12 protein-coding genes are annotated in these 13,454 nt (G+C 36.7%); 9 read left to right on the forward strand and 3 right to left on the reverse strand.

Annotated features, from left to right (window positions below):
* Window positions 1–167 precede the first annotated feature (167 nt).
* Together B3209_RS02485 and B3209_RS02490 are read right to left on the reverse strand one after the other, a co-directional pair.
* Window positions 168–479, reverse strand: a complete 312-nt coding sequence (locus B3209_RS02485; RefSeq protein ID WP_295798431.1) for a hypothetical protein — start codon at window positions 477–479, stop codon at window positions 168–170.
* Between the two features lie 608 nt (window positions 480–1,087).
* Window positions 1,088–3,148 (reverse strand): methyl-accepting chemotaxis protein, encoded by a 2,061-nt coding sequence (locus B3209_RS02490; protein WP_296663605.1) that lies wholly within the window; start codon window positions 3,146–3,148, stop codon window positions 1,088–1,090.
* Window positions 3,149–3,311: 163 nt separating this feature from the next.
* On the opposite strand from B3209_RS02490, the gene B3209_RS02495 reads away from it, so the two are divergent.
* The 9 genes from B3209_RS02495 (at window position 3,312) to B3209_RS02535 (ending at window position 11,122) form a co-directional block, all read left to right on the forward strand.
* The gene (locus B3209_RS02495) at window positions 3,312–4,532 is read left to right on the forward strand and encodes a CobW family GTP-binding protein (protein ID WP_296091262.1); all 1,221 of its coding nucleotides are present in this window, start codon (window positions 3,312–3,314) and stop codon (window positions 4,530–4,532) included.
* A 56-nt stretch (window positions 4,533–4,588) separates the two neighbouring features.
* Window positions 4,589–5,629, forward strand: coding sequence for a hypothetical protein (locus B3209_RS02500; protein WP_296689737.1), 1,041 nt, complete (start codon window positions 4,589–4,591; stop codon window positions 5,627–5,629).
* Window positions 5,626–6,342, forward strand: coding sequence for a helix-turn-helix domain-containing protein (locus B3209_RS02505; RefSeq protein WP_296663610.1), 717 nt, complete (start codon window positions 5,626–5,628; stop codon window positions 6,340–6,342). The genes B3209_RS02500 and B3209_RS02505 overlap by 4 nt, the downstream gene beginning before the upstream one ends.
* 69 nt (window positions 6,343–6,411) lie before the next feature.
* Window positions 6,412–7,074, forward strand: coding sequence for an aminoacyl-tRNA hydrolase (gene pth, locus B3209_RS02510; RefSeq protein WP_296663612.1), 663 nt, complete (start codon window positions 6,412–6,414; stop codon window positions 7,072–7,074).
* A gap of 15 nt (window positions 7,075–7,089) precedes the next feature.
* The gene (gene mazG, locus B3209_RS02515) at window positions 7,090–7,926 is read left to right on the forward strand and encodes a nucleoside triphosphate pyrophosphohydrolase (RefSeq protein WP_296663618.1); all 837 of its coding nucleotides are present in this window, start codon (window positions 7,090–7,092) and stop codon (window positions 7,924–7,926) included.
* Between the two features lie 51 nt (window positions 7,927–7,977).
* The gene (locus tag B3209_RS02520; RefSeq protein WP_295799903.1) at window positions 7,978–8,589 is read left to right on the forward strand and encodes an ATP-dependent Clp protease proteolytic subunit; all 612 of its coding nucleotides are present in this window, start codon (window positions 7,978–7,980) and stop codon (window positions 8,587–8,589) included.
* A gap of 10 nt (window positions 8,590–8,599) precedes the next feature.
* A complete protein-coding gene (locus tag B3209_RS02525) occupies window positions 8,600–9,529 on the forward strand; it encodes a GNAT family N-acetyltransferase (protein WP_296663623.1) in 930 nt (309 codons plus the stop codon).
* A gap of 70 nt (window positions 9,530–9,599) precedes the next feature.
* Window positions 9,600–10,460 carry a DbpA RNA binding domain-containing protein gene (locus B3209_RS02530; protein ID WP_296663627.1) on the forward strand — a complete coding sequence of 287 codons (861 nt, stop codon included), beginning with the start codon at window positions 9,600–9,602 and terminating at the stop codon, window positions 10,458–10,460.
* Window positions 10,457–11,122, forward strand: a complete 666-nt coding sequence (locus B3209_RS02535) for an MBL fold metallo-hydrolase (protein WP_296663633.1) — start codon at window positions 10,457–10,459, stop codon at window positions 11,120–11,122. Before B3209_RS02530 ends, B3209_RS02535 begins: the two co-directional genes overlap by 4 nt.
* Window positions 11,123–11,261: 139 nt before the next feature.
* Here the strand turns inward: B3209_RS02535 and ftsH are convergent, their stop codons facing one another.
* Window positions 11,262–13,325 carry an ATP-dependent zinc metalloprotease FtsH gene (gene ftsH, locus B3209_RS02540; RefSeq protein WP_296663636.1) on the reverse strand — a complete coding sequence of 688 codons (2,064 nt, stop codon included), beginning with the start codon at window positions 13,323–13,325 and terminating at the stop codon, window positions 11,262–11,264.
* Window positions 13,326–13,454: the final 129 nt, after the last annotated feature.

Here is a 13,454-nt window from a genome sequence, read left to right on the forward strand (position 1 = left end):
ATAATATAGCACATAATTTCTTATTTTTAGACAAAAAGTAGATTTTCACAGAATTTTTTTTCAGTAAAGTGTTTTTTTTCTAAGAAAATAAATACATTATAAAATAAAGCAGGCTGTCTAAAGGCTTGTTCCTATTAAACAGTCTGCTGCTTAGTTTTAAATAACCGCTATTTCTTGCCAGCTATTCCAAATTCCTGCCATCCCGTCTGTGGAATAGTCAGTTTTACACGCTTTCTTGCATCCCTGATATGCAAATCTAGTCTTCTAGTTTCTTCAGCAATGTCCAAAGTACAAGTTTTTAGATCAGACTTAAGCTTCTCCTGCTTGCTGTCAAGATTCTGAAGATTTGCAACAATGCTATCAAGTTCCAAAGCCTTCTCTTCTCCTAAGCTTACACTTGCAAGCTCCTCTTTGTGAGCCTTAATGCCAGCTGACATCAGCCGTGCGTCGCTCATTTTCTGTGCAAACGTATTGCCCATTGTTCTTCTCCTTTAAAAAATTAAGACAAAGACCTCTCTTTAGAATTAATTTTTTAAGCCGCTTCGAAAAATGTTTTACGAAGCATAAGTTGATAAATAGTTTGCAACGCAAACTTTAAAGGATTAAAATCAACAGAAGTTCTGTCAATTTCCATTTACTCTCCTTTTTTAGATTTCAACCTAGAAACCGATAATAAAAAGGTAAAAAAACTTTTAGGAATTTTCAAGGAAAAATCAAAATTTATTAAAAAAAACATTTAAAAATTACAAAATAAAAAAATCAACAATAAAAGAGGCTATTGCAGGCAAATCTAAAGAAGAATTAACTATTATTAAAGCCAAAACACTTTGACTTTTACTAAAAACACTTGTTTCCAGCTCAAATTCATCTGTTTTTTAAAGAAAAATACTTGTTTTTAGTGTAAAACTAGATATCTTTTCTCTAAAACCATCTGTTTTTAGAGAAAAAACACATATATTTAGTCATAAACTAGATGGTTTTATATAGATACAAGTATTTTTTCTAACAAATTACAAAAGCCAGAAAACAAACAATGTCATTTTCCGGCTTTTGCAACTTATTCAACAATAAATTTTTTTGTATTCTTTTATACTTTGAACAAATCTACTTCGTTTCCAAGTTTCTTTATAGACTGAGCCATAAGACTAGAGATTCCAGACAAGGCATTTCCTGTTTCATTTATTTTTCTTGCGCCAGCGGACATTTCGCTCATTCCTTGTTTCATGCTCAAAGTTGAATCTTGCAAAGTTTTTATCTCATTTAGAATAGCCTTGCCGCCTTCTGACATTTGCTTAGAAGATTCCCTTACTTGCACAGTGCTGTCATTCATTTGTGTAAGCGCAAGAGAAATTTGCCGAGAGCCTTCGCCTTGCTCCTGCATAGCATTTTTTATTTGTGATACAAGATTGTTTGTCTCTACCATTTCATTTGAAACAGCAGAAAAAGTTTCGGATGCAATCTTTGAGGCAGAAACAATCTCTTCAATTCCATCGGTTATTTTTTGCAGCTGCTCTCCAATTGTCTTTGACTGTTCAGATGAAGTTTCAGAAAGCTTGCGGATTTCATCTGCAACAACACTAAAGCCTTTTCCAGCTTCACCAGCGTGGGCAGCTTCGATAGCCGCATTCATGGCAAGAAGATTTGTCTGTTCTGCAATGCTTGAAATAACAGCATTTGCTTCCTGCAAAGACTGAGATTCGCTTGCAATTACAAGAATTCTTGAATTAACATCATCCTGCTTTTGCACACCCTCAGAAGATTTTTTTTCAAGACTTTCAAATGAATCAGCCATCTTTCCAACAGAAGAATTTACAGAATTTATATTGCCTATCATCTGCTCAACTGCCGCAGAAGCTTCTGTAACACAAGCAGACTGACTTTCAATCATATTATTCAGGTTGTCGATTCCTATGGAGATTTTATCAAGAACATTTGTAGTTTGATCTACGCTCTCGGAGTTGCTGTTTATGCCAGTTTCGACATTCTTGATATTGGAAATTATCTGGCTTATAGAAGTTGCTGTATCTTGAGTTCCGGCATCCAAATCCGAGTCCACTTTTAGAAGTTCATCTTTCAAATGTTTTATAGCAATAATTATATTTTGCAGTTTTTCCATAAAAGTATTAAAGCTGATTATAATTCCGCCTATTTCATCATTGCTCGTTTTCTTAAGCTCAATTCGCTTGGTCAAATCCGCATTTCCAGAAGCAATTTTATTTATAGACTGTTCAAGAACAATAAGAGGCTGCGTCTTGCGGATTAAATTAACAATAACGCCAGAAATTACAGCAATTCCGATGATAAAGTTTGAAATAACTATAATAGAAATAATTTTTCTAAAGATGCTAAGAACTTCTGCCTCGGAAATAACTATGCAGTTGCGCCAATCACTTCCTTCAACTATGGAATAGAAAAGGTAATATTTTCCGTTGGCAGTATTTATAATGCCGTTTCCATTTACACTTGAATTAGAAAGAATTTTCTTTGCATCTTCTGTCGCAAAAAGCTTATCAACCTCATTAGAATTTCCAGAAGAAGCTATCATAAGTCCAGTTCCAGAAATAAGAGCAGAAACTCCCGTATTTCCAAGTTCCGTATTTTCTACAAAACGGCTCAAACGCTCCGAAGTTGTTACTCCAGAGAAAAATCCGATTGTTTTTCCATTAACTTTAAGCGCGCGGTTTATATGAATAACTAATCTTCCAGAAACTTTAGATGGACTAGGATTGTCTACAAATGAATCAGCCCCATTTTGCATTATGGCTTTAAAATAATCACGGTCTGTTACAACTGTGTGAGTTCCCATGTCAGATTTAAAGTTTCCATCTTGATCAACAAAAGCTACATAATCAAACCATGACCTTCTTAAATATGAATGGCTTTGCAGCCAAGAAACTATTTCAGTCGGATCTTCAGTTTTGCAAATATCAGCATTTACATACACGTCCATTCCGATTTTAGACTTTTCAAGAACTGAAGCTATTTCAGAAGAATAAGACCTTGCAAGCTCTGAATACTTAGAATAAGCGTCTTCCAGCAAGTCTTTCCTTATTAAATTTACAATAACAACAAGCTGAATGACAACTAAAAACATTATAATAAGAGATGTCTGTATTCCAATTGAGACTGAAAGTTTTCCTTTTTTCATATTTTCACCTCTAAAATATTCTAAATGTTATATTATTATAAATCTATATCAGTAAAAAATCAAAAAATTCAATAGCTTAGAAAAAGTATTGTTTCTGTTTAAATTTGTCTTTTTGTCTAAAATTTAGTATTATCTTTTACAAAACATATTTATAGAGGCATTTATGAAGAAATTAACACCTATAACACTCCTATGCGGTTATCTTGGAGCAGGAAAAACAACTCTTCTAAACAAAGTTCTTTCAAATCAGGAAGGATATAAAGTCGCAGTTATTGTAAATGACATTGGCGAAGTAAATTTTGACGAGAAACTTATTGCCGACGGGGCAAAAATTACAGACACATCAAGCATTGTTCCTTTAACAAACGGCTGCATCTGCTGCACACTCAAAACTCAGCTTGCCCAGAATATCGAAAACCTTATAAAAAGCGGAAAATTCGACTATATCATGATTGAAGCAAGCGGTGTATGCGAGCCAATGCCTATAGTCCAGGAGCTTGAAACAATAAAGAACGGAAAAGTTGACAATGTTGTAGGCGTTGTTGACGCGGCACGCCTTGTAGACGAATTTGCAGGCGGAGATAAACTCTTAAAAAAGGATTCCATTGAAGAAGAAGACGTGGAAAGCCTTCTTGTTCAGCAGATTGAATTCTGTTCTACACTTGTAATCAACAAAAAAGACTTGGTTTCTGATGAAGAATTTAAGAAAGTACGCAAAGTTATTGAAGTTCTTCACCCAGGTGTAAAAATAATTGAAACAAGCCACGGAAACGTAGATGTAAAGGAAATCATGGGAACAAATTCCTTTGAATTTGACAGTGTTTACGCAAGCGCAGGCTGGTGCAAGCATCTTGAAGAAGACGAAGTTGAAGATGAGCATCACGAAGAACACCATCACCATGAGGAAGAGCATGATGAACATGAAGAACATCATCACCACGAACACGAGGAGCACGAGCATGAAGGACACGAGCATCACCATCATCACGAGCACCGCCATGAAGGAGAAAGCGAAGACGAGTACGGAATAGGAACTTTCATTTATTATAGAAGAAAACCATTTGACCGCCAGCTTTTGGACGAATATGCAAACACATGGCCTCGCAATATAATCCGTTGCAAAGGTCTTATGTGGTTTGCAGACGAACCAGAGATGGCTTGGGTGTTTGAAACATCCGGCAGACAAATTCAAGCTGGCTATTCTGGACAGTGGGTTGCGGCTTGCTCTCCTGCCGAACAGAAAAAAATCCTTGAAGAAAATCCAAAAATAAAGGATGAATGGGACAAAGATGTAGGCGACAGGATGATTAAACTTTGCATAATTGGCCAGAATTTGGACAAGGAAAAGATTTCCGCAGAACTTGACAAATGCCTTGCAAAATAAAAACACATTCAGCAGTTTATTGCATTTAGGCTGCTGAAACTACATGGAATATATTTATGAAAGAAGATTTTGCAGATAAATATCACAGAATTCTATGCAAAAAAACGCCGGATTTTCTAAGTAAATATATTTCATTGCCTATTTTAAAACGTCTTGAAGGCGTTGGACTTTTATGCGGAACCGACTGGACGCCTCTTTTTCATAACAAGTTCTTTTATTCACGGCTTGATCATTCAATAGGAACTGCTCTGATTGTTTGGAACTTTACAAAAGATAAAAAGCAAACTATATCTGCCCTTCTTCATGATGTTTCAACACCTGCATTCAGCCACGTTTCTGATTTTAAGAACGGAGATGCTCTTACACAAAGCAGCACAGAAAATTTAAATGCGCAATTAATAGAAAATGATTCAAAGCTTCTTGAATTTTTAAAGCAAGACGGAATAAATGTTTCAGAAGTAAGCGACTATCATATATATCCTATCGCAGACAATGAAATTCCCGGATTAAGCGCAGACCGTTTGGAATACATGTACCCGAGCGGAGCGGCATTGGATTCGGTTTGGACTTTAACAGAAATAGAAAACAGCTACAATCACATAAATGTCTTGAAAAATGAAAAGGAAATTCCAGAGCTAGGCTTTTTAGAAGAAGGCGAATGCTTGATTTATACAAAAAAATTCATTCAAACAAGCATGATTCTTCAGCGAAACGAAGACAAAATCGCAATGCAGCTTATGGCTGACATACTGAAACTTGCAGAGGAAAGCAAAATCATAAAACCAAATGAACTTTTTACACTTTCCGAAAAAGAAATTATAGAATTATTTATAAAATCAGCAGAAGAAAATCCTTCTTGGAAATTTTCAAAATACTTTAGGACATTTAGAGGGATGAAAAAGATTTTCCGTTCTGAAACTAAAATGAAATGCTTTTACTGTGTCAATTTACAAGTAAAAAGACGCTATATAAATCCGCTCGTCAAGACAAAAAACAGCATAAAAAGAATTTCAGAAGTAAACAAAGAAGCAAAAGAAATTATAGAACAGTTTTTACACTTCAATGACACAAAATTCGGTTGTCTGGAGTTTCTATGATTCAATGGAAGCCACGGAAAATAATCTTTATAGGCAACCAGACACCTCTTTTAAAGATTCTTGCAAAAGAAAATGAAACAGAAGTAATTTCATCTGTTAGCTTTCTTTCTACTGTAGCCACAAGGTTTACTCCAGATTTGATTGTTTTTGACAGCATACAAGATGCGGACATTCTTGAAGTGCGGAAAAATGAAAAACTAATCTTTGTTCCAGTTCTAATTACAGCAGAAAACTTTAAAGAGCTTAACAATCTAAATTCAATCTCTGATTTTTCAAATGTAATTATATGCAACCAGTCTGTTTCACAATGCAGCGAATTCGTTGAACGATTAAAAAATCTTATGTCAAAAAAGCAGCCTGTTCTTCCTTCCAGAACAGGTTCTATTGTAAAATATGCGATTCTTTATATGAACAAAAATCTTTCTAAAAAAATCAGCAGAAGTACACTTGCAGACCAAGTTGGAGTTGATCCAGACTATCTTACACGTATTTTTCATAAGGAAATGGGTATTGGAATTTCTGCATATCTTAGTCTTTTCAGATTAGAAGAAGGTCATAAACTTCTTTCACTTACAGGAATGAAAATTCAAGATATTGCAAAGGAATGTGGATTTTCAAACCCGGCATATTTTATAAATTCTTATCGTGCAAGATTTGGAATTTCGCCTGGCACAGTAAGAAAAGAAGGGCTTTCATCTTTAAATGCTTTTTAGCAATCTCGTTTTTCTTTCAATTTTTTTCAGATTATTGAATTCAAAAGTTTTATAGCCTATAATGCATGCATGATTCAGCTAATTGCATTTTTAGGAAACTACGGAAAAGAATATTCAGGCACAAGGCATAATGTTCCCTGGATTTTTGAAGAACAACTTCCGTTTGCGTCAAAAATTTCTTGGCAGACAAAGCATAAGTCAGAATTTTCTTGTGTTGACTATTCAGATTGTTTAAACTGGCTAAAGGACTTTTCACTTATAAAGCCAAGACAAGACGGAACTTTGCCATTAGCTTCAAATGCTCCGGATAAAATTTACTTTATGAAGCCTTTAACTTATATGAATTTAAGCGGAGAGGCAGTTGGAGAAGCAGCCCGTTTCTTTAAAATAAAACCGGAAAACATTCTTATTCTGCATGATGAGATTGAACTTCCGCTTGGAACACTTAGCTTAAAGTGGTCAGGGGGTCTTGGAGGACACAATGGACTTCGCTCAATAAAAGAGCATCTTGGAACTGCGGATTTTTGGAGGCTAAGATTTGGAGTTGGAAAACCAGTCCACGGAAGTGTTGCTGATTTTGTCCTAGGCTCATTTTCAGAAGATGAAAAAATAGCACTTTCACAAGTTTTTTCACAGGCAAATGTTCTTTTTTCAAAAATTTTAACTTCAGCCCAGCCAGAAAAGCTCATTCCTGAATGGGGAAAGAAAAAAGTTATTCCAGAAACAAATTAAAAGAAAAGTTATTTTATGGAAAAATCAGAACTTACAAAAAAAATAGAAAATCTTTCATTGCAGGCGGCTTCATTCAACAGGCTTTTTGAACTTGCAAATATTCTGCGCAAAGAATGTCCTTGGGATAAAATTCAGACACCGCAGACATTAAGAAGCACTTTAATAGAAGAAACATTTGAAACTGTTGACGCAATAACAGAAAAAAGCCCAAGCCACGTGCGTGAAGAGCTCGGCGATGTGTTTTTCAATCTTATTTTCATAGCAAAATGCTTTGAGGAAGAAAATGAATTTACAATTGACCAAGTTTTAAATGAAGTCTGCGAAAAACTTATCCGCAGGCATCCGCATATCTTTGAAAATACAAACGAAATCAAATCTTCAACAAAAATCCAAAGCGCATCAGATGTAAAAGCGCAGTGGGATAAAATAAAAGACAATGTGGAAGGCAGAAAACAGGAAAGCGCAATTGATTCTGTGCCTAAAGGATTTCCTCCGCTTTTAAAAGCATTTAAAATTCTAAAAAAAGCATCTAAAGCAGGCTTTGACTGGCGTGCAACAGAACAAGCCTATGATAAAGTGGGAGAAGAACTGACCGAAGTAAAGGAATCTTCAATAGAAAACACAGAAGAGGAAGTTGGAGATTTGCTTTTGTCATGTGTAAATTTAAGCCGCAAGCTTAATATAGATCCGTCAGTTGCGCTTGAAAGAGCCATAAACAAGTTCAGCTCAAGATTCAAGTTTGTTGAAAAAAGCATGAAACGTGAAAATCTTGAAATGAAAGCCGAAAATGACAGTAAAATGATGGAATTTTGGAAATCAGCAAAAATTATTGAAAATACAGAAGATTTATAGTATATTTTTAGCATGACTGTTCTTTATATTGCAGTCTTTTTTGGAGTAAAAATGATCAAAAAAATTGATGGCATCGTTTTGGAAGATGAAAAAGAGGAAAAAAAAGCTGAAAATGCAGCTCCAGATCCTCTTGCAGAAAAATTTTTAAAGACAAGACAGATACTTTTAAGCGGCGAAATCTGCGAAGAACTTGCAGAAAAGATTATAAGGCAGCTTTTAATTCTTGAAGCAGACAATGACAAGCCAATTTATATTTACATTGACAGTCCTGGCGGAGATGTTTATGCAGGATTCGCAATTTTTGACACGATCCGCTTTATAAATGCGCCTGTTTATATAATTGGAACAGGTCTTATTGCAAGCGCGGCAGCATTGATTCTTCTTTCTGTTCCAAAAGAGCGCAGGCTTGGTCTTCCGCATTCAAGCTACTTGATCCATCAGCCTTCAAGCGGAATGAAAGGTGTTGCAACAGACATTGAAATTCATGCGGCAGAACTTGCAAAGACACGCACAAAAATAAATGAGATAATTTCAGAGCAGACAGGAACTTCATTGGAAAAAGTTTCAAAGGACACTGACCGAGACTACTGGCTAAACTCAGAAGAGGCGGTTCAATATGGACTTATCTGCAAAGTAATTACAAATCGAAAAGATTTAGGCTGATTTTTTCAAAATGATATTCGAACTTACAGATTCCATAAAAAATGACATCATGTTTGCCATGGAAGACCAAAATTCTCAAAGTGTTTTCGATGCTATGGAAAATAAGGTTGTAAGTTTCGTAAAAAACTTTGATAATCCGGCAGAAGACTTAAAAATAGATGAAAACAAAGTCTATTCCTTGCCAAACTGGACAAGCGATGACGGTTTTGATCTTATGGAAGCCTTTTCAGAAAGCTGCCGTTCACCTTTAGCGAGGAATGAATTAAAAAGATGCTTACAAAGCAGAAGGGGGGTGTTCAGAAATTTTAAGAATATTCTAAAAGCGTATCCAGATGTTGAAAAAAGATGGTTTGCATTCAAGACAAAGAAAATGTTTTCTAAAATCAACGAATGGTACAATGACTTGCGCGAGACTTGGGGACTTGAGCTTCTTGAAGAAGATTCCGCAGATGAAACGGAAGAACTTGTTCGGAATGATTTTGAGTTCAAGGAATACGATTCTGCCAAGGACAAGGAATGCGTTGATCGTGCAGTTGAAATAATGGCAGAAGAATATAAAAACAGCTTTGAAGGCGAGATTGGAATTTCCATTGCTGCAATGTGGCGTTACCAGTCAGCTTTTTCTAAAAATGAGAATAAGTATGGTTTTGTTTGCTATTCCCATTTAAAAGAATTTTTGGGCTGCATTTTATTTTCATCATGTCCGTCCTCGGCAAAAAGAACAGCTATAGTTACTGATTTTTTTGTCTTTCAGAATTACCGTGGCTTAGGCATAGGAAAGGAACTTTTCCAAAAATGTCTGGAAAAAGCAAAAAGCAACGGAATTCAGTGGGTTTTATTTTCAAATACAATTATTCTGGAATCCATGGAGCATTTGTTAAGCCAGTTTTCTTTTGAAAAGCTAGGATCCGGCTATATTGTAGATTTATTAAAAGATTAATTTTTTATTCTGAAAAGCCATGCAGCGGCAGATTCAGAAAAGAGCCTTAGTTAGTTACAGGAGTTTGATTATGGCATACAACAATAACCGTGAAGGTTTTAAATTGAATGAAGAAAACATCGCATCGTTTTTGAAAGATGCAGTAAACCGCGTAGAAAAAGCAAGCAATGCAGAAATTGAAACACTAAAGCAGATTAAAAAGCTTTTCAAAAAAAATGTTCCTTTTTCACGCAGAAGCTATGTAGCAGCATTGCTTATCAAAAATGCAACTTCAGGATTCAAGAGCAACCGCTTTAATCGCACAGAAAAAACAGAAAAGTTCGGACGCTCAGACAGAAATGAACGTTTTTCAAGAAACGAAAGCCGCCAGTCAGAAAGAAATTCAGAGGAACGCAAGGAACGCGCAGAAAAAACTCCACGTGTAACAATCGATCCTTCTGTTGCAGACACAATTTTTATAAGCGTTGGAAGAAGCCGCGGAGTTTTCCCAAGAGATTTAGTCGGACTTCTTGTAAGCGTTGCAGGTCTTGAACGTTCACGAATTGGAGAAATCAGAGTCCTTTCAAATTATTCTTTTATAACACTTTTTGCGGAAGACTGCGATAAAACTATCAAGGTGTTGAATGAATATGAATACCGCGGAAGAAAATTAAGCGTAAGCTATTCACGCAAAAAGGATGAAAATGAAGTTTCTGGAACAACAGAGCAAGTTTCAGCAGAGCCTGCTATTTCAGAAGAAACAATACCTGCAAACGTTGTAAATGACGCGCACACAGACACATCGGCAAATACAGAGGAAGCAAAGATTGCAGCGGAACAGAGCGCATTCGCAGCTTCAATGAACAATGCTCCAGTTGAAGACAAGCCATATTCAGAAACAACTGATGACGGTCAGGTAAAGTCTCACTTTGGAAACGGTGAAGCATATTGATTCATGTCATACAAACAGGACCTTTCAGTGTTAACACTTACATTGTAAAACTTGAAGGTTCTGACGCATTAATTGTAGATCCAGCCTGCTGCAAATTCTCAAACGATGAAGAAAAGTTTTTCTTATATTTGGAGGAAAATAATCTTGTTCCAAAAGTTATATTTTTAACCCACGGACATTTTGATCATGTGGCAGGACTGAATGTAATAAAGCAAAAATTTCCTGATGTGAAAATCCTTATTCATTCAAACGACGCGCATTTTATAGGAAACGGAAGTGAAATTTTGCAAAGAATTTCACTTGAGCCAATGAATTTTCTTGAATTTTTGCCGTTTGTTTCAAATCTTCCAGAACCAGATTTCTTAATCTCTGACAGCACAACTCTTTCTTCTTATGTAAAAAATATTCCGCTTCTTGAAAACTGGAAAATTCTTCATACGCCTGGACACACAAAAGGTTCTTGCTGCCTATACAATCAAAATGAAAAAATTCTGCTAAGCGGCGACACAGTTTTTCACCGTTCTTGTGGCCGCACGGATCTTTTCAGCGGAAGCGATGCGGATATGAAACAGAGCCTGAATAGAATTTACACAGAACTTCCAGAAGACACAAAAGTGTTTCCTGGACATAATTACTACGGCTTTACGCTCGGAAAAAATTGAAACAAACATTCTAACTGTCATTCTCGTGCCACAGACACGGGAATCCATTTTCTGTGATTTTTCAACGTCATATTCGGCCATATAACTTTCTTTTTAAATTTCTACAAAAAAGCCCTGGCAATAACCAGAGCTTAATAAACTATTTTTCTTCTTTTGCAACTTTCTTGGCACGAGGCTTTCTTGGTCGTTTAGGTTTTTCTTCAGAAGAATTTTTTACAGCCGTTGCCTCAAGTTCATTGCAATGATCCTCGGCTTTTATAATTTCCTGGAATTCTTTGCCTTCCATTGTTTCCTTTTCAAGAAGACGCTGCGCAATATATTCAAGAAGATTTCCATGTTTCTTTAAAGTCTTCAGAACAAACTGATAACGTTCTTCCATAACACGGGCAATTTCCTCGTCTACATATTTCTGTGTATCTTCTGAAAATTCGCGCACAAGCTCAGGTTCCTGAGTTCCATAGCCTCTTCCGCTTTTTCCAAGAGTAACATTCTTGAATTTTTCGCTCATGCCGTAATCTGTAATCATGCGTTTGATAATATCTGTTGCACGGCTAATGTCATTTGAAGCGCCAGTGCTTATTTCACCAAAAATTATCTGCTCAGCCGCACGTCCGCCTAAAAGAACATCGACCTGTCCCATAAGTTCTTTTTTGCTGTACAAAAACTGGTCATCTTCTGAACGCTGCAAAGTATACCCCAAAGCGCCCATTCCACGCGGAATGATTGTAATTTTATGAACAGGGTCGCTTCCAGGAGTAAATGCCGCAACAAGAGCGTGTCCTGTTTCATGGTAAGCCACAATTCTGCGCTCATTTTCTTTTACAACGCGAGATTTCTTCTTAAGACCAACCAAAGTTTTTTCTATGGCTTCGTCAAAATCATCCATAAGAACAACTTTTCTTCCAGCACGAACCGCAAGAAGAGCCGCTTCGTTTACAATATTGGCTAAATCCGCACCCGCAAATCCGCTTGTAGCGTGGGCAACTGCGGAAAAATCAACGCTTGAATCTATTTTCACATTCTTTGCATGAAGCCTAAGAATTTCTTCGCGGCCCTTTACATCAGGTTTGTCCACAACAATTTGGCGGTCAAAACGGCCAGGACGCAAAAGAGCTGGATCCAAAATATCAGGGCGGTTTGTAGCAGCAAGAATTATAAGTCCCTTTTCATTATCAAATCCGTCCATTTCAACCAAAAGCTGATTCAATGTCTGCTCGCGCTCATCATTTCCGCCAAGATTATTTACACGGCTCTTGCCTATAGCATCAAGCTCATCAATAAAAATAATGCAAGGAGCCTTTTCCCGGGCAGCGCGGAACAAATCACGCACACGGCTTGCGCCAACACCAACAAACATTTCAACAAAATCAGAACCAGAAATTCTAAAAAACGGAACACCAGCCTCACCTGCAACAGCACGAGCAAGCAAAGTTTTTCCTGTTCCCGGAGGTCCTACAAGCAAAGCACCTTTTGGAATTTTTCCACCTATATCAGTATATTTTTTAGGCTGTTTCAAAAAGTCAACAAGCTCCATCAATTCTTCTTTAGCTTCGTCAACGCCTGCCACATCCTGAAAACGAGTCTTTACTTTTCCTTCATCAACAGCCTTTGACCTTCCGCCGCCGCCAAGAATAGACCCCATTCCGCCAATTCCGCCGCCCATTTTTTTGAAAATAAAGAAATACATCAAGAAAATAAAGCCAAACGGAATTATAAGATTAAGCAAAAGCTGAATAAGATAATTGTTCTGCCGCGTTACAAATTTGTAGTCCACGCCTTTTTCATCAAGGAACTCAATAAAGCCTTCCATAAGAACGCCAGAAGTTCTATAGACACCGCCGCTTTCTGTTCCAAGAGGCATTCCCATAAAACCAAAACGCGATGGCTGAGAAGTACCGGCAGAATGCGAAGCATACCCAGTAAAATAATTTTCACCAAGCTCAACACGAACAATCTGCCCCTGATCTATAAGATTCCTGAATTCAGAAAAATCAATCAAATCAGTTGGCTTGGAAGAAAACATCATGTTCACGGCTATAAGAACACCGGCAAGAACTAAAAGTATTGTCCAAAAAGGCGGACCTTTCTGAGAACCATTGCCAGAAGGCTTTTTGTCTCCCTTTTCATTGTCTATAGAAAGCTTGAAAAAATCATAAGGATCGTTTTCAGTCTGCTTCTTGTCGTCATCTTTTTTGTCGTTCATTTTTACCTCAAGTAGAAATTTTGCTATATCAGATAATATACAATATATTCAGGAACTGGGCAATTAAGAATAAGGCTTCAGCATAAAAAAAAACCGGACTGCAAGCGCAATCCGGCATAAGTTTGGCAA

The sequence above is a fragment of the Treponema sp. UBA6852 genome, assembly GCA_002449305.1.
Taxonomy (GTDB): domain Bacteria; phylum Spirochaetota; class Spirochaetia; order Treponematales; family Treponemataceae; genus Treponema_D.

Bases quoted from the DNA above. Each gene is read 5' to 3' on its own strand.
- B3209_RS02495 (WP_296091262.1), top strand. From the start codon at position 3,312: ATGAAGAAATTAACACCTATAACACTCCTATGCGGTTATCTTGGAGCA.
- B3209_RS02500 (WP_296689737.1), top strand. From the start codon at position 4,589: ATGAAAGAAGATTTTGCAGATAAATATCACAGAATTCTATGCAAAAAA.
- B3209_RS02525 (WP_296663623.1), top strand. From the start codon at position 8,600: ATGATATTCGAACTTACAGATTCCATAAAAAATGACATCATGTTTGCC.
- pth (WP_296663612.1), top strand. From the start codon at position 6,412: ATGATTCAGCTAATTGCATTTTTAGGAAACTACGGAAAAGAATATTCA.
- B3209_RS02485 (WP_295798431.1), bottom strand. From the start codon at position 479: ATGGGCAATACGTTTGCACAGAAAATGAGCGACGCACGGCTGATGTCA.
- B3209_RS02505 (WP_296663610.1), top strand. From the start codon at position 5,626: ATGATTCAATGGAAGCCACGGAAAATAATCTTTATAGGCAACCAGACA.
- B3209_RS02520 (WP_295799903.1), top strand. From the start codon at position 7,978: ATGATCAAAAAAATTGATGGCATCGTTTTGGAAGATGAAAAAGAGGAA.
- B3209_RS02490 (WP_296663605.1), bottom strand. From the start codon at position 3,148: ATGAAAAAAGGAAAACTTTCAGTCTCAATTGGAATACAGACATCTCTT.
- mazG (WP_296663618.1), top strand. From the start codon at position 7,090: ATGGAAAAATCAGAACTTACAAAAAAAATAGAAAATCTTTCATTGCAG.
- B3209_RS02530 (WP_296663627.1), top strand. From the start codon at position 9,600: ATGGCATACAACAATAACCGTGAAGGTTTTAAATTGAATGAAGAAAAC.
- ftsH (WP_296663636.1), bottom strand. From the start codon at position 13,325: ATGAACGACAAAAAAGATGACGACAAGAAGCAGACTGAAAACGATCCT.